Raw genomic sequence first — 15,627 nt, forward strand, 5'->3', positions numbered from 1 at the left:
CGGCACTTCCGCCGAAGTCCCCCAAGGTTCCGTCGCCTCCAGCGGTTTTGAAGCTCGATCAGACGAGGCACGTGGTCGATTTCCAGGCTCCACTGTGGCGCGTCTTCCACACAGCAGGGAACCATCCGCAGGCGTGGAACGAGCTGCGTCACTTCGGACCCGCCGACAACATGCGCTTCGACCCACATCCGATTCCCCAGGGCATCCACCCCGACTCCGGCGTGCTCTACGCCGCCACGCTGCCCCACACCGCGCTAGGCGAGGTCTACCAAGAGACGCGGGTCATCGATCGTGCACTGGATGGCAACGCACTCGTGTCTTGGACGCCCTCCCGACCGCTGCGGCTCATCGACCTCACATCGAACTGGCCCGTACTCAACGGGAGTGCCGCCTCGATGCAAATGGATGACAAGGAGCGCACCTGCGACTGGGCTCGGGCGATAGACCAGCAGTTCGGTGCCGAGATCGATGGGCTCTACCACCTGTCCTCGATCAACAATCAACCGATGGTCACCTTGTTCAGCCGCACGGAGCGCATCCAGGCTTTCCCCGCTCGACCCGCCTTCCACGCGATGCTCGTCGATGCGTCTGCGGACATGATCGTCGATCTCAGCGTGCGAGAGCTCGGATTCACGTCGGTCTGACGTCCATATCGCTGCAGCCGCGCCCCGAGTCGTTCGCGCGTGTCAGGCTCCGTCGCCCGCGGCCTCGATCGCTGCAGCCTCGAGCAGTGCGATGACCCCGTCGCGCACGTGATTCAGGTGCGACTCGAGCACGCGCAGAGCCTCGTCCGCATCTCCGGCCGCCACGACATCGATCAGCTCGCCGTGCGAGTGGTCGTGCGCGCCGGGTGACACCAGCCGCCAGCCGAGCACATAGCGCCCCAGCTTGAGTCGCAGCTGCTCGATCATCTCCCACATCACGGGGCGGGCCTCGGCGTCGTAGAGCGTCGCATAGAACTCGGTGCGGGCCTCGACGAACTCGCCACCCTCCGAGATGTCATCTGCGGTCTTCGCGAGCTCCCGCAGGCGGCTCACCCGTTCCGGCGTGATCTCCGCCATCGCCAGGCGCAGTGCATCCTTCTCGAGCAGCGTCCGCAGGTGATAGACCTCCGTGGCTTCCTCGACCGACAGCGCGCGCACCATCGCCCCCCGACGGGCATGGAAGATCACGAGCCCGTCGGCCTCCAACTGGATCAGCGCGGAGCGGATCGGCAGCCTCGAGATCCCGATGGATTCAGCCAGCGTCTCCTGCCGCAACTTCATGCCGGGGGGCAGCGTGCCGTCGAGGATCGCGTCGCGGATGATGTCGTAGGCCATCGCGCCCACCGACCGGTATCCGGCCCCGTGTCGCTGCGCGAGCTTCTGCAGAGCCTCGGCCCGTTCCTTGGGCGACGCGGCGTTCCCTGATTGCACCATGGGAGCGAGAGTATCGGATCATCCCCGCGAACTCTGCATTCTGGATCCAAAATCGGACGCGCGCCGTCACGGCAGTCACGTCCACCCGCGGGGGGACGAGGATCAACCCGCGGGAGGATGTCTCGGCTCGCGCGACCCGGCAGGCTCGAATTGTCGATCGTGTCGCCGAAGCTCAGTCGCCTCTCGTCGCGCTGAGCCGGAACCACAGGACTCGGCGCGGAATGTCGGGAGTCGGGTGACGACAGGCGGCTTCCGCGTCGCGGTATGCGTCTTCGCCTGCCACCGCGACCCAGCCGAAAGCACCTCACCGCTCCATGTCGTTCCTCACGCGCAGCAGCCTCAAGAACCGTCTCATCCTGTCGCTCGCGACCCTGGCCATCGTCGCCCTCGGCCTCATATCGATGGGGTCGCTCAAGCAGGAGCTGATGCCGTCGCTCCAGGCCCCGATGGCGTACATCTCCGCGCAGTCGCAGGGCCTTGCGCCCGAGGAGATGGCGAGCAGCGTGACAGAACCCGTCGAGCAGGCGGTCCGGGCCGTTCCCGGCGTGACGAGCGTGACTTCGACGACCTCCAGCGGCGGGGCGCAGATCCTCGTCGAGTGGTCGTTCGGAGAGAACGACGAGGAGACCCTGCGCACGATCCGCAGTGCGACCGAGTCGTTGAAGCCGAACTTCCCATCCGGCACAGAGATTCAGGTGGCGTCGGGCGGTGCCGGCGACCTGCCGGCCATGGTGTTGAGCGCCGGCACCAGTGGCGATCAGGAGGCGTTCGGCGACGCGCTGCAGCAGACCGTCGTCCCCGCGCTGAAGGGCGTTCCGGGGGTTCGCGACGTCACGCTCGCCGGCCAGGAGACCCAGCGCATCACGATCGATCTCCGCCCGGCAGACGTCACACGCCTGAAGGTCGAGACCTCGACTCTCGGGCCACTCCTCGAGTCCCACGGCGCAGCGCTCCCCGCCGGACAGGCGGACTCCGCCGAAGGCCCGCTCTCGATCACCGTGGGCGCGCGGCTCGCCACCCTGGAAGACATCCAGGCCCTCTCCGTGCCCACACCCGACGGCGCCGTCACGGTCGCCGACTTCGCCGACGTCTCGATCGAGAAGGTGCCGGCGCAGACCATCTCGCGCGTCAACGGCAACCCCTCGCTCACGCTCCAGGTCATCCCGTCGCAGGGTGCCAACGTGGTCGACATCTCGCACGGAGTCAACGCCGAACTCGACCGGCTCGCTCCGATCCTCAAGGCCGACTTCGTCACGATCTTCGACCAGGCGCCCTACATCGAGCAGTCGATCCACGACCTGTCCGTCGAGGGCGGGCTCGGACTCCTCTTCGCGGTGCTCGTGATCCTCGCGTTCCTGCGTTCGTGGCGCTCGACGGTCATCGCGGCCGTGTCCATCCCCCTGTCGCTGCTGATCACCCTCGTGGGCCTGTGGTGGAGCGGCAACACGCTCAACATCCTCACCCTCGGCGCCCTGACGATCGCCATCGGACGCGTCGTCGACGACTCCATCGTGGTGATCGAGAACATCTCGAGAAGGCGCGGAGACAGCCCGCTCACGATCGACGGCATCGTGGGGTCCGTGCGCCAGGTCGCCGGTGCCATCACCGCGTCGACCCTCACCACTGTTGCCGTCTTCCTGCCGATCGCATTCGTCTCGGGCATCGCCGGTCAGCTGTTCCGCCCGTTCGCGGTGACCGTGTCGATCGCCCTCCTCGCCTCGCTCGTCGTGTCGCTCACGATCGTGCCCGTGCTCGCCTCGTGGTTCCTCAACAAGGCGCCGAAGCACCGTGCCGCAGACGCCGCCCCCGACGCCGCCGCAGCCGCCGATGCCGCTGTCGTGGCGCCCGAGAGCGAGGCGCCGTCCGACCTCGACGAGATCCACACCGCTCCCGACCGCCTGCAGCGCACGTTCATGCCGGCCCTGAATGCGACCCGTCGGCACCCCGTGATCACCCTGGTCGCCTCCGGGTTGCTGCTCGTGGCGACCCTCGGCATGACGCCGTTCATCCAGACCGACTTCCTCGGGTCGTCCGGCCAGGCGAGCCTGCAGGTCGTCCAGACGCCCCCGAAGGAGGCCACGGCCGATCTTGTCGCCGCGGCGGAGCCGGTCGAGAAGACGCTCGGTGAGGTCGCGGGCATCGCCGACATCACCACCTCGATTCCGATCCCCACTCCGGGCACGCCGACCTCCATCACCTACGACCTGCAGTTGAAGGACGGCGCCGACGTCGCCGAGGTCGAGTCGAAGGTGCAGAAGGCGCTCGACGGGCTTCCCGACAGCGGCGACATCGAGCTCGCGTCGCAGGACGCCTCGCTCGCCGGGGCCGGCGACGGCATCGCCCTGGCGATCCAGGGCAATGACCCCGCGGCTCTGCGCACGGCCAGCGACCTGCTCGAGAAGCAGCTCGCCGATGCCGACGGAGTCCGGTCCGTGAAGAGCGAGCTCGCCGGCGAGCAGCCCGTGCTGCGCGTGAAGGTCGATGAGCCGCTGGCCGCGCGCCTCGGATTCGACCGGGCGACGATCGCGAAGGCCGTGCAGGGAGCGCTCTCCGGCACGACGGTCGGCACCCTCATGTTCGAGGGCCAGGAACGCGACATCGTCGTGCGCACACCGGGCTCGGCCCGCACCGCTGACGCTCTGAGCGAGATCATGCTCCCGGTCACGGCGCAGCAGACCGCTGAGGCGCAGAAGGCCGCCGCCGACGCCCTCAAGGCCAAGGCCGACGCCAAAGCGGACGAGGCGAAGACCAAAGCCGAGAACGAACTCGACTCGCAGATCAACAAGGCCACGAAGCAGCGTGCGGAGCTCGCCGGGCAGATCGGTACCCTGAACAGGCAGCTTGCGGAACTGTCGGCGGCGCCCATCGTCCCCGCTGATCCGCTCGATCCCGACGACGAGGCCGTCCTCACGGCACAGACGGAGCGCGCCGAGCAGCTCTCCGCGCTGCAGGGTGCGATCGAAGGTGCGCAGTCCGGCGTCACGGCGGCAGACGAGCAGATCAAGGCCCTGCGCCAGAGCCGCACCGACGCCGCCGCTCAGCAGGTCGAGGCCGAAGCGGCCGAGGCGGAGCAGAAGGCGGCCGCCGAGGTCACGGGTACGGCGATCCCCCTCGCCGCGATCGCGACCGTCGAGGAGGAGCTGACTGCTCCGACCATCACGCGCGCCGAAGGCGAGCGTCAGGTGACTCTGACCGTGACCCCGGTGAAGGGCGGCCTTGCGGCAGCCAGCCGGGCGATCGACAAGGCGATCGCCGAGACCGATCTGCCGGCGGGGGTCACCTTCGAACAGGGCGGTGCGTCCGCGCAGCAGGACGAGGCCTTCAGCCAGCTCGGTCTGGCCATGCTCGCCGCCATCGTGCTCGTGCTCCTGGTGATGGTGGCGACGTTCCGCAACTTCCGCGGACCGCTCGTGCTTCTCATCTCGATCCCGTTCGCGGCGACCGGCGCGATTCTCGGGCTCCTCCTCACCGGAACCCCGATGGGCCTCCCCGCCCTGATCGGACTCCTGATGCTGATCGGCATCGTGGTGACGAACGCCATCGTGCTCATGGACTTCGTGAACCGTCTCCGAGAAGCCGGAGCGAACCTCGACGAGGCCGTGGAGCACGGGACGCGTCTGAGGCTGCGCCCGATCCTGATGACGGCTGCCGCCACCATCTTCGCGCTGGTCCCGATGTCTCTCGGGCTCACGGGCGGCGGGGTGTTCATCTCGAAGCCGCTGGCGATCGTCGTGATCGGCGGGCTCGTGTCGTCGACGCTGCTCACGCTCGTCCTGGTGCCGGTCCTCTACACGCTCGTGGAGCGCAGTCGGGATCGCAGGATCGCCAAGCGCGCCGAACGACGGGTCCGTCGCGAGGAGCGACGCGCCGCTTCGTCCGAGACCTCGACCGACATCTTCGAGGTCGCGGCCGACCGGGAGTAGACCGGGCCTCCGGTGGGTGCTGCACACGACGGGAGGTTCCCGCGGATTCCATACGGATCTGCGGGAACCTCCCGTCATCGCAGCATCCTCCGACATCCGTGCATGATCCGGTGGTGCTGGCTCAATCGTCGTACGAAGCCGCTGACCGGATGACCTCGGCGAGGTCGCCCGGGCGGCTCCACATGGGCCAGTGTCCCGTCGGGAGGTCCACGACCTCGAGGTGCTCGAGTTTCGCGACCTCAGCGAACATGGGATGCCCCTCACGGGCCAGCTCCCGCAGCTGCGCACTGGGGATCGAGCAGCACACCAGGGTCGTCGCGACGGCGCGGCCGCCGCCGTTCGCGAGCTCGACGGGCTGACGAAGCACAGGGCCGGGCTCAGGGACGGCCCTGGCGCGAAACCGCTCGAGCGGCTCTGCGCTCAACCCGTCGAGGCTCGCCTGCTGCGCCAGCTCCTCGAAGGGCGGCAACGGAAGCTCCTCCACCTCCTCCGGAAGGTCGGGCGCGAAGACCGTTCCGTTCGCCACGGGCCCGGAGTCGACCCACACGACCCGAGCGACCAGCCCCGGGTGCCGATCGAGGATCAGGCTGACGGGCGCGTTCGCACCGCTGTGCGCGACGATGACGGCGCGGTGATCCTCCCCGACTCCGATGCGGGCGAACACCTCGAGGATCGCGTCGGCCTGATCCTCGAGTGTCCTCGTCACTCGGCCGGGATCATTCGGGTCGAGGCCCGGCAGCGTCATCGCGACCGCACGAGAGCGGTCGGAGTTCAGGTGTTCGAGGACCTCGTCCCACGCCCACGCACCCAGCCAGTGGCCGGCGATGAGGATGATGCTCGGACTGCTCGTCGTCTGTGTCATGACACCAGCCTGCTCCGCGCCACAGGCAGGTGTGTGTCACTATTTATGTCATGAATCTCGCACAGGCTGCACCATGAAGCGCGCAGAGCGCCTGCACGCCCTGTCGGAGATGCTGCGTCGCAGCGGATCACGGGGCACCTCCGCCGAGCGTCTGGCACGGGAGTTCGAAGTCTCGGTACGCACGGTGAAGCGCGACCTTGCTGCGCTGGAGCGCAGTGGCGCACCCCTGTGGTCGCGCCCGGGGCCAGGCGGTGGCTACGGGTTGGCCGTGGGCGCATCCCTGCCGCCCGTCAGCCTCTCAGCTGCGCAGGCGGTGGCGCTCATGGCGGCCGTATCTGCTGCACCCGATGCCCCGTATGCCGATCTGGCCGCAGCCGGTGTGCGGAAGATCGTCGATGTCCTCGATCCCCGCACCCGTACACGAGCCGACGATCTGGCCCACCGTGTCTGGGTCGATGCGCCCCGCACAGCCTCACGCGCGATCCGGTCGGCACTGGAGGAGGCGATGACCGAGCAGCGGGTCGTCCGCATTCGTTACACCGCACGAGACGGGAGCACGACGACCCGCGACGTGGAACCCGTGCTGTTCGCCTCCACGAGCGGCCAGTGGTATCTGGTCGGATGGTGCCGACTGCGCGACGCCATGAGATGGTTCGCCGTGTCGCGCGTCGAGCGGGCCGGTGTCACGAAGGTGGCGTGCAGCGGACACACCGTCGAAGAGGTCGGCGAACCCCCGACGAACGCCAGGCCGGTGCACGGTCGGAGCCGGTGATCCGCTCGGGCGATCGCGCCGACGAATGCAGAACGCCCCCTGTCCCGAAGGACAGGGGGCGTTCTCGACGTGCCTTACTTGGCGGCGACGACCAGCAGCGTGATGACTGCGGTGACGTCGTCGTGCAGACGCACGGTCGCCTCGTGCTCACCGGTCACCTTGATGGGCGACGTGATGTGCACCTTGCGTTTGTCGATCGAGCCCAGGCCGGCGGCTGCGACAGCATCCGCGACGTGGTCGGTCTTGACGGAGCCGAAGAGACGACCCTCCTTGCCGGCCTTGACCGTGAGGCGCACCTTGGTGCCCTCGAGAGCGTTCTTCAGCGCGAGAGCGTCGTCACGATCGTGGATCGCGCGTGCCTGACGCGCGGCCTGGATCGATGCGACCTGCTTTTCGCCACCGCGGGTCCACGCCGTAGCGAAGCCCTGCGGGATGAGGAAGTTGCGGGCGTACCCGTTCTTGACCTCGACCACGTCACCGGCGCTACCGAGCCCGGCGACCTCGTTCGTGAGAATCAGCTTTGCCATCTCGATACCCCTTACCGGCCGGCGCCAGCGTAGGGCAGGAGCGCCATTTCGCGCGCGTTCTTGATCGCCGTGGCGATCAGACGCTGCTCCTGCACCGAGACACCGGTGATACGACGGGCACGGATCTTGCCGCGCTCCGAGACGAACTTGCGAAGGGTGGCGACATCCTTGTAATCGATGACACCGACCCGGATGGACTTCGCGGGAGCGGTGGGCTTGCCACCCTTCCGCGGCTTGCGGCGGTCGCCGCTCGACTTTCCAGCCATAGTTTTTCCTTAGTGATGAGCGGATGCCGGCCGTGCAGGCCGGATCCAGAAGTTGTTCAGAACGGGGTGTCGTCGCCGAAGCTGCCGGGAGTGCTCCAGGCATCCGCGCTGGTCGACGAACCGGGCGTGGACCACGGCTCCTCCGACACCTGCTGCTGCGCGGGACGGGACTGTCCACCGCCACCGGCACCACCGGCACCGCCGGCGCCGCCGGTCGAGGCCGCACGGGTGACCTGCGCGGTCGCGTACCGGAGCGAGGGGCCGATCTCGTCGACCTCCAGCTCGATAGCAGTGCGCTGGTTGCCCTCGCGGTCCTGGTAGGAGCGCTGACGCAGACGGCCCTGCGCGATGACGCGCATGCCCTTCGTCAGCGAACCCGCCACGTGCTCGGCGAACTCACGCCACACGGATGCACGGAGGAACAGCGCGTCGCCGTCCTTCCACTCATTCGCGGCGCGGTCGAAGTTCCGAGGCGTCGATGCGATGGTGAAGTTCGCCACCGGCAGCCCGTTCTGCGTGTAGCGCAGCTCGGGGTCGGCCGTGAGGTTTCCCACCACGGTGATGACGGTTTCGCCGGCCATGGACCTTAGGCCTTCGCAGCCTTGGCGGCCTTGCGAGCAGCCTTCTCTTCGGAGCGCTTAGCCTCCGAAGCGACCATCGCCTGAGCCTCTTCCGAGCGGAGAACCTTGGTGCGCATGATCTGCTCGTTCAGCTTCAGCTGACGGTCGAGCTCCTGCGTGGCCTCGCTGGTAGCGGTGAAGTTGACGACGGCGTAGATGCCCTCGGTCTTCTTCTGGATCTCGTAAGCCAGACGGCGCTTGCCCCAGATGTCGACCTTGTCAATCGAGCCACCATCGTTGGTGATGACCTTCAGGAACTTGTCGAGCGTCGGGGCGACCGTGCGCTCGTCGATCTCGGGGGTCAGAATGACCATGAGTTCGTACTGGTGCGTCACTTACCCACCTCCTTCGGACTAGAACGGCTCTCGGGACTTTCCCGGGAGCAGGAGGGTGTGTGCACGTGCCGGCCTCTGGAATCCCGAATGGACGCCGCGAGACAGACAACCTTGACAGTCTAGCGGAAGAGAGCGACAGCCGCGAACGGAGTCCGACACGGCCATTGCCACTGACGGGAACGGGACCCGGGCTTTGGCATGCTGGAAAGAGTGCCCGATGACGGTCATCGGGCGTTGGACCAGAGGGGGGACGCGATGCGCGTCAACAACAAGTGGGGGGTCGGCATCGTTCTCGCCGCCGCCGTGCTGCTCACCGGATGCACCGGGAGCGGGGCGGACACGACCGCCGAGAAGAAGCCCAGCTCCGGAGCATCCCAGGAGGCGGAAGCCCCGAAGACGGACTGCCCCGAGCTGAAGGAGGGTGCGACCGTCGACGGCGCCACCCTCGCGGAGTGCGTCACCGCGGCGATGACCGACACCGCCGGTTTCTCGGCGACGATGACGACGCTGGGCATGGAGTCGACCACTCGCTACAACCCGGCCGACGACGCGGTCGAGACCAGCACATCGTTCGGCTCGGTCATCGTGATCGGCGACGACGCCTGGGTCAAGTCGGCGACGGGTGAATGGCAGGTCGCCGACGAGAACTCCAGCGACCAGGAGATCAGCACGCTCAGCACCGCGGCCAAGGCTGTCGACGCATCGGACCCGATGGGTGTGGCCGACACGCTGTCCGGTGAGTACACCGTGACGGGCACGAGCACGCGCCTCGGCCAGGACGTGTTCCTGCTCAGCGGCTCGACCGAGTCGCAGGGCACCAGCGTCACGATGATCTTCGAGGTGACCGCCGACTACGTGGTCCTCGCTGCCAACGCCTCCACCGAGGTCGAGGGACAGAAGATCGAGAGCGTTCAGGAAGTCACCGAGTGGGACGTGAAGCAGGACATCGTCGCACCGCTCTGATCGCCGCGGTGACAGTGCGGGCCGGGGCTGCTGCCTCGGCCCGCACTGCTTTGTCGGGGCTCCCGCTTACTCAGGCGTACCGAATCCTCGAGCGATCAGGTCTTCCACGACGATGTCGGAAGGCGACACCGGCGGCCGCTGCGGCGGGAAACGGTGGCTCTCCGTGTCGCTCAGGAAATCGCGGACCGCGCCCAGATCCCAACCGGACAGCACCACGTTGCGCCCGATCCCGTCTTGACGCTCCGTCGCGACGCGGTGCACGAGCGTCGGAATGCCGAGCAGCGCCGACTCCTCCTGCACTCCACCGGAGTCCGTGATGACGAACTCGGCGCGCTTGAGCAGGATGACGAACTCGCTGTGAGACTTCTTCGCCTCGATCACGACGCGCTCTCCTGCCTGCACGGTCGCGAGGACACGCTCCAGCGTCTCGGTGTTGTACGCGTCCACCAGCAAGCGGATCGGCACAGGGCTCGAGTCGACGAGGGTGCGGATGGTGTCCTGCACGAGCTGCTCGTTGGAGATGAACTCGAAGCGGTGCAGCAGGGCGAGTCCGTACTGCTGACCGGGTTCCGCCTCGACCTCGTCGTGGTCCAGCACGGCATCGGTGACAGTGTTCCCGTGGGTCTGGACCACATTCTTACGGCCCTGGAGATTGGCCGTCGCGACATCCGACGGCGTGTAGTGCACGCTCGCCATGCGCCCGACGATGCGGCGGTCGAGCTCCTCCGGGAACGGGTGGCGCCAGTTGCCCGAACGCAAGCCGGCCTCGACATGCGCGCTCGGAACCCCCAGGCGCCAGGCGATGAAAGCGCCCACGACGCTCGTCATCGTGTCTCCGTGCACGACGACGACGGTGTTGGCAGGGAGCGTGCGCTTGAGCTCGGAGCGGTTCTTCAGAATCCATCGGAACGCCTGCCAGCCCCAGCCGATCACATCAGTGGGGCGGCGCAGCGGCTTGCCGCCGTTGCCATCCGCAATGATCCGGTCCGGCTCGCGCAGCCCGAGTTGAGGGAGGATCTTTCGGAGAGCCTCGGTGTGCTGCATGGTGAGCCAGTGCTCGTAAGGGATCCCGCGGGCATCGAGCCGGCGCATGATCGGGGCGAGCTTGATGGCCTCGGCGGTGGTTCCGTAGATGAAGACGATCATTGTGCGATGCGGGTTCCTCTTCGAGTGCGGCGGAAGGCGCGGCGGTGGACGACGACGCCGCGGACCAGACCGGCCCAGAAGACGGCGCCGAAGGGCACGACATAGGTCACGTAGGAGAGGATGGCCCGCGCCGGCGCCTTGCGGACCGCCGCAGCCGCAGCGGGCGCGAGCAGACCGAGCACCGCCAGGGCGACGAGCACGGCGAGGATCGTCCAGGCGCCGGTCACGAGAGCGACCAGAATGGCGATGACGAAGATCACCGGCAGGATGCTCAAGCCGACGAGCAGGATGTTACGCACGAGGCTCGTTCCGGCGTAGCTGTCGACAAACAGCGTCCCGCGAGTGTACGCGTGCGAGAGGAAGGAGCGCACGTTCACACGGGGCAGGTAGATCGCTCCGAAGCCGGGATCGAGGCGCATCGGGCGGTGCTCGACCACGTACCGCAGGAGCTTGGTGTCGTCCGAGACGAGGGCTGCGTTGTCCTCGGGCCAGACAGCCTTGCATGCGTCGAGGAAGAACTGTCGCCCGATGAGGAGCGAGCCCGTGCCCTTCGGAACGCGGTCGAAGTTCTCTTCCGTGATCTGCGTCGGCTTCGGATCGGCGAGGTAGCTGCCCCAGAAGATGTGCAGCGGCACTTCCCAGAAGCGGCTGACGAGAGGGCCGTCGGGCGCCGTTGGCACGTGCCCGTTCCATACCTGGCCCTCGGGAAGTGTCGGATCGACGCGCTCGAGGTACTCGAAGGCGTCCGGCTGCATGCGCATGCGGTCGCCCATGATGAGGATCCGCTCCCCCGTGGCCGCCATCGCAGCGGCGTAGAACGCGAGGAAGCGGCCGGAGTTCTCCTGGGAAATGACGCGCAAGGGGATGGCGCAGGCGGCTGCGTAATCGGCGAGCACCTGAGCTGTGTCGTCCGTCGATCCGTCGTCGACCACGACCAGCTCGATCGGCCACGCCGTGCGCAGTGCTGCATGAACGATGGAGTCGAGTGCCTCCGGGAGCCAGGGGGCGGCGTTGTACGACGCAAGGATCACCGAGACCGCCGGGGTTCGACCTGCGAGCATCTCACCGTCCATCACCGCTGATCCCCTCCCCTCGTTCGCCGGGCATTCGAACGATTCTCTCACGTCGCCGTAACCGCGGCGAATCGCCGGGAGGTCCCTCAGTACATGATCGGCGGGATCTCCGCCCACACGGTGCGGTCGTCGACGGAGGGCGCTGCGGGAATGCGGCCGGCGCCGTCGGGCTCGGGGATCGCGGCCAGGAGCGCCTGCGTATAGGGATGCCTCGGTGCGGCCCAGAGCTGATCCGTCGGCCCCGACTCGAGCACACGTCCGCCGAACATCACGAAGGTGCGGTCGGCGATGCGACGCACCACCGCGAGGTCGTGCGAGATGAAGAGCATCCCCGCGCCCGACTCCGCCACGAGATCGCGCATGAGACCCGCGACGCTCGTCTGGGTCGACGCGTCGAGCGCCGAGATGGGCTCATCCGCGACGAGGAGGGACGGCCGCGCGGCCAGGGCCCTGGCGATCGCGATGCGCTGCTTCTGCCCGCCCGAGAACTGGTGCGGGAAGCGGGTGCTCACGTTCGTCGGCAGCCCGACGCGCTCGAGCCATTCGTCGACGGTCGAGCCCGCGGCACCGCGAGCACGGGCCGTCGCGATGCCGTCGGCGATCTGGTCACCGACCCGGCGTCGCGGGTTCAGAGAGGTCGCCGGATCCTGGAACACCATCTGGATGCCGGTCAGCGCGATCGAGCGACGACGGATGCCGAGCGGCGACACGGGTGCTTCTCGGAAGAGCACGGTTCCCGCAGCGGTCTTCTCGATGCCGACGACGGCACGAGCGAGGCTGGACTTGCCGCTGCCGGACTCGCCGACGAGCGCGACCGTCTCGCCCGCGGCGACACTGATCGACACGCCGTTCACGGCGATCACCGGCGGGTTGCCCGGGTAGCGCACGACCACGTCCTGCGCGTCGAGGACTGCGACCTCACTCATCTGCGGCCTCCTGTTCCGGTGCCTCATCGATGCGCGAACCCGGCAGGGCCGCGAGCAGCATACGGGTGTACTCGTGCTGAGGATCGCGGAACAGCGTCTCACGATCGGCGAGCTCCACGATCCTGCCGTCCTTCATGACGGCGACCTTGTCGGCGATCGCGCTCATCACGCCCAGGTCGTGCGTCACGAGGAGGACGGCGAGGTTGCGGTCGATCGCGAGATCACGCAGCAGCTTCAGGATGCCGGCCTGCACCGTGACATCCAGCGCCGTGGTGGGCTCGTCGGCGAGCAGCACCTCGGGGTCACAGGCCAACGCGCAGGCGATCGCGATGCGCTGACGCTGTCCGCCCGAGAACTGATGCGGATAGCGCTTGAGCGCCTCGGCGGGGTTCGGCACCTGCACGGTCTCGAGCAGCTCGACGGCCCTGGCACGAGCTGCGGCACCCTTGAGTCCGAGATGCACACGCATGTGGTCGGTGAGCTGTCGGCCGATGGGCAGCTGCGGGTGCAGCGAGGCCGACGGATCCTGGAACACCATCGCGATCCGCGCGCCGCGCACCCGGTTGAGGGAGCGACGGCGTAGGCCCACCAGCTCTTCGCCGCCGAGCAGGATCGATCCGCCGGTCTTCGCCTGTCGGGGCAGCAGCCCCAGCACGGCGAGCGAGGTGAGCGTCTTGCCCGATCCGGATTCGCCCGCGAGACCGTGGATGCGACCGGCCTCGAGTTCGAGCGAGACGCCCTTCACGAGCGGCCGCCCGATGTCGATCGTCAGGTCGCGGATGCTGAGCGTCGACGACTGCTGCGCGACTGCGCTTCGGACACTCATGCGGCCACTCCCGTCGCGGATGCCTTGTGCTCCGCGGCCTTCTCGTGCGTGATCTCGGCCGTCGGGTCGAGCACGTCGCGCATCGCGTCTCCGAGGAAGTTGAACGCCAGCACGACGGTCAGGATCGCGAGGCCGGGGAAGACTCCGAGCCACCAGGCGTCGAAGTTCTGCATCGCACCGGAGATCATCGATCCCCACTCGGCGGTCGGCGGCTGTGCGCCGAGGCCGAGGAAGGAGAGTCCGGAGAGAAGCAGGATCGCCGCGCCGATGTCGAGGGTCGCGAGCACCAGGACGGGACCGGCGATGTTCGGGAGGATGTCGACGAACAGCGTGCGTGCCGGCGAGTGCCCGAGCAGACGACCTGCGATCACGTAGTTCTGGCCGCGGAGGCCGAGCACGATGCTGCGCGTGACACGGGAGTATTGCGGCCACGACACCACGATCGCCGCGATCACCGCGTTGAACAGCGACGGTCCGAGGGACGCTGCGACCACCATCGCGAGGATCACGGTCGGGAAAGCCATGAACAGGTCGGTGATGCGCATCAGCGTCTCGTCGACCCAGCCGCCGAAGTACCCGGCGAGCGCTCCGATGAGCGTGCCGATGATCATGGCCGCGATCACGAGCATGAGGGCGAGCGGCAGGCTCACGGTGGCGCCGGTCATCAGGCGCGAGAAGATGTCGCGGCCGTTGCCGTCGGTGCCGAGCAGGGTATCGATCCCCGGCGGCTGCAGGCGCGGCAGCACCTGCGCGTTAGGAGGGAACGGAACCCACCACTGCGCGGTGAAGGCCACGACGATCCAGGCCCCGGCGATGACGGTGCCGATGATGCCGAGCGGGGTGCGCCAGGCACGCGGCCAGCGGAAACGGAAGCGTCCGGCCGGGGAGGCGGCGGCGATGCGGCTCATGCGATCCTCACTCTCGGGTCGAGCACGCCGTAGAGGAGGTCGACGATGAAGTTGATGAGGAGGTAGATGATGCCGACCACGAGACCGACACCCATGATGCCGGGGAGGTCGAGGTTCGCGGCGGAGTTGTAGGCGTAGGTGCCCAGGCCCGGCCAGGCGAACACCGACTCGACGAGCACCGTGCCCGAAAGCAGCGCCCCGAACGCGACACCCACCACCGTGAGGATCGGCAGCGAGGCACCCCGGAGCACGTAGTCGAGGATCACGCGCATGGCCGGGAGCCCCTTGGCGCGGGCTGCGCGCACGTAGTCGCTGCCGAGCACCTCGAGCACCGAGGTGCGGATGAAGCGGGTCAGCAGACCGATGGTCACGAGGGAGAGCACCATGACCGGAAGGGCCAGGTGTGCGAGGGCGTCGAAGAAGCCGACCGCGTCGCCGTTCAGGAGGTAGTCGACCGTGTAGAGCCCGGTCACGCGCGGCGGCGGTGTGATCGACGGCGAGATGCGGCCGGACCCCGGAGCGATGCGCAGTTCGAGGAAGAAGACGTAGAAGCTGACCAGCGCCAGCCAGAAGGTCGGCACGCTGAGTCCGACCAGCGTCACGACGCGGATCACCTGGTCGGTGACGAGTCCGCGGCGGTACGCGGCGAGTGTGCCGAGCACGATGCTGACCGCGAGGCTGACGATGATCGCTCCGATCGCGATCTCGATGGTCGCCGGCACCGCGGTGGCGAGGTCGCTGGTGACCGGGCGTCCGGTCACCAGCGACGTGCCGAGGTCCCCGCGGAGCAGGTTCCCCATGTAGATGAAGTACTGCACGAACAGTGGCTGGTCGAGACCGTGCTCCTTGATGAACGCGTCACGCGTCGCGGGGTTCTGCGACGCGCCCTCACCGAGTGCGGCCGAGACCGGGTCTCCCGGCACCAGGTTGGTGAGCGCGAACGTGACGATCGTCACGCCCACCAACAGGAGCAGGGAGGTGCCGACCCGCCGCAGCAGGTATCCGATCAGAGGCGATCGGCGCCGCTGCGCCTGCCTCTGCACCGCCACTGTCGTCATGAGA

General features: G+C 67.9%; 16 protein-coding genes. 4 read left to right on the forward strand and 12 right to left on the reverse strand.

Going from position 1 to position 15,627, the window contains the following annotated elements; genetic code table 11:
* Positions 1 to 71: 71 nt before the first annotated feature.
* Positions 72 to 644, forward strand: coding sequence for an RES domain-containing protein (locus tag ACFVWL_RS06550; protein ID WP_387180052.1), 573 nt, complete (start codon positions 72 to 74; stop codon positions 642 to 644).
* 42 nt (positions 645 to 686) lie between these two features.
* Here ACFVWL_RS06550 and ACFVWL_RS06555 read toward each other — a convergent pair whose 3' ends face one another.
* Positions 687 to 1,418, reverse strand: a complete 732-nt coding sequence (locus ACFVWL_RS06555; protein WP_387180054.1) for a GntR family transcriptional regulator — start codon at positions 1,416 to 1,418, stop codon at positions 687 to 689.
* Positions 1,419 to 1,732: 314 nt separating this feature from the next.
* Between ACFVWL_RS06555 and ACFVWL_RS06560 the strand changes: the two genes are divergently transcribed.
* On the forward strand, positions 1,733 to 5,341 hold the full coding sequence (locus ACFVWL_RS06560) for an efflux RND transporter permease subunit (protein ID WP_387180060.1): 3,609 nt from the start codon (positions 1,733 to 1,735) through the stop codon (positions 5,339 to 5,341).
* Between the two features lie 121 nt (positions 5,342 to 5,462).
* On the opposite strand, the gene ACFVWL_RS06565 is transcribed toward ACFVWL_RS06560, so the two are convergent.
* Complete coding sequence (locus ACFVWL_RS06565) at positions 5,463 to 6,203, reverse strand: alpha/beta fold hydrolase (protein WP_387180063.1); 741 nt, start codon at positions 6,201 to 6,203, stop codon at positions 5,463 to 5,465.
* 73 nt (positions 6,204 to 6,276) lie between these two features.
* Here ACFVWL_RS06565 and ACFVWL_RS06570 point away from each other — a divergent pair, with 73 nt between their 5' ends.
* Positions 6,277 to 6,975 carry a helix-turn-helix transcriptional regulator gene (locus tag ACFVWL_RS06570; protein ID WP_387180065.1) on the forward strand — a complete coding sequence of 233 codons (699 nt, stop codon included), beginning with the start codon at positions 6,277 to 6,279 and terminating at the stop codon, positions 6,973 to 6,975.
* Positions 6,976 to 7,049: 74 nt separating this feature from the next.
* Here the strand turns inward: ACFVWL_RS06570 and rplI are convergent, their stop codons facing one another.
* Genes rplI through rpsF form a run of 4 tightly spaced genes read right to left on the reverse strand, consistent with a single transcriptional unit; the run spans position 7,050 to position 8,723 of the window.
* Positions 7,050 to 7,502 (reverse strand): 50S ribosomal protein L9, encoded by a 453-nt coding sequence (rplI, locus tag ACFVWL_RS06575; RefSeq protein ID WP_387180068.1) that lies wholly within the window; start codon positions 7,500 to 7,502, stop codon positions 7,050 to 7,052.
* An 11-nt stretch (positions 7,503 to 7,513) separates the two neighbouring features.
* Positions 7,514 to 7,768 (reverse strand): 30S ribosomal protein S18, encoded by a 255-nt coding sequence (rpsR, locus tag ACFVWL_RS06580; RefSeq protein WP_017829850.1) that lies wholly within the window; start codon positions 7,766 to 7,768, stop codon positions 7,514 to 7,516.
* A 56-nt stretch (positions 7,769 to 7,824) separates the two neighbouring features.
* A complete protein-coding gene (locus tag ACFVWL_RS06585) occupies positions 7,825 to 8,349 on the reverse strand; it encodes a single-stranded DNA-binding protein (protein ID WP_387180071.1) in 525 nt (174 codons plus the stop codon).
* 5 nt (positions 8,350 to 8,354) lie between these two features.
* Positions 8,355 to 8,723 carry a 30S ribosomal protein S6 gene (rpsF, locus tag ACFVWL_RS06590; RefSeq protein WP_017829852.1) on the reverse strand — a complete coding sequence of 123 codons (369 nt, stop codon included), beginning with the start codon at positions 8,721 to 8,723 and terminating at the stop codon, positions 8,355 to 8,357.
* 255 nt (positions 8,724 to 8,978) lie between these two features.
* On the opposite strand from rpsF, the gene ACFVWL_RS06595 reads away from it, so the two are divergent.
* Positions 8,979 to 9,686 carry a hypothetical protein gene (locus tag ACFVWL_RS06595; protein WP_387180074.1) on the forward strand — a complete coding sequence of 236 codons (708 nt, stop codon included), beginning with the start codon at positions 8,979 to 8,981 and terminating at the stop codon, positions 9,684 to 9,686.
* A gap of 66 nt (positions 9,687 to 9,752) precedes the next feature.
* On the opposite strand, the gene ACFVWL_RS06600 is transcribed toward ACFVWL_RS06595, so the two are convergent.
* The 6 genes from ACFVWL_RS06600 to ACFVWL_RS06625 form a co-directional block, all read right to left on the reverse strand.
* Entirely contained in the window at positions 9,753 to 10,832 is a 1,080-nt protein-coding gene (locus ACFVWL_RS06600) for a UDP-N-acetylglucosamine 2-epimerase (protein ID WP_387180077.1), read from the reverse strand.
* The gene (locus ACFVWL_RS06605) at positions 10,829 to 11,893 is read right to left on the reverse strand and encodes a glycosyltransferase family A protein (protein WP_387180079.1); all 1,065 of its coding nucleotides are present in this window, start codon (positions 11,891 to 11,893) and stop codon (positions 10,829 to 10,831) included. The genes ACFVWL_RS06600 and ACFVWL_RS06605 overlap by 4 nt, the downstream gene beginning before the upstream one ends.
* A 98-nt stretch (positions 11,894 to 11,991) precedes the next feature.
* Entirely contained in the window at positions 11,992 to 12,831 is an 840-nt protein-coding gene (locus tag ACFVWL_RS06610; protein ID WP_387180082.1) for an ABC transporter ATP-binding protein, read from the reverse strand.
* Positions 12,824 to 13,657, reverse strand: a complete 834-nt coding sequence (locus ACFVWL_RS06615) for an ABC transporter ATP-binding protein (RefSeq protein ID WP_387180085.1) — start codon at positions 13,655 to 13,657, stop codon at positions 12,824 to 12,826. Before ACFVWL_RS06615 ends, ACFVWL_RS06610 begins: the two co-directional genes overlap by 8 nt.
* Positions 13,654 to 14,565: an ABC transporter permease gene (locus ACFVWL_RS06620; protein WP_387180087.1), complete on the reverse strand. Its 912-nt coding sequence runs from the start codon at positions 14,563 to 14,565 to the stop codon at positions 13,654 to 13,656. The genes ACFVWL_RS06615 and ACFVWL_RS06620 overlap by 4 nt, the downstream gene beginning before the upstream one ends.
* Entirely contained in the window at positions 14,562 to 15,623 is a 1,062-nt protein-coding gene (locus ACFVWL_RS06625; RefSeq protein ID WP_387180088.1) for an ABC transporter permease, read from the reverse strand. Before ACFVWL_RS06625 ends, ACFVWL_RS06620 begins: the two co-directional genes overlap by 4 nt.
* Between the last annotated feature and the right edge of the window lie 4 nt (positions 15,624 to 15,627).

The sequence above is a fragment of the Microbacterium sp. NPDC058269 genome (assembly GCF_042881445.1).
In the GTDB taxonomy this organism is placed as follows: domain Bacteria; phylum Actinomycetota; class Actinomycetes; order Actinomycetales; family Microbacteriaceae; genus Microbacterium.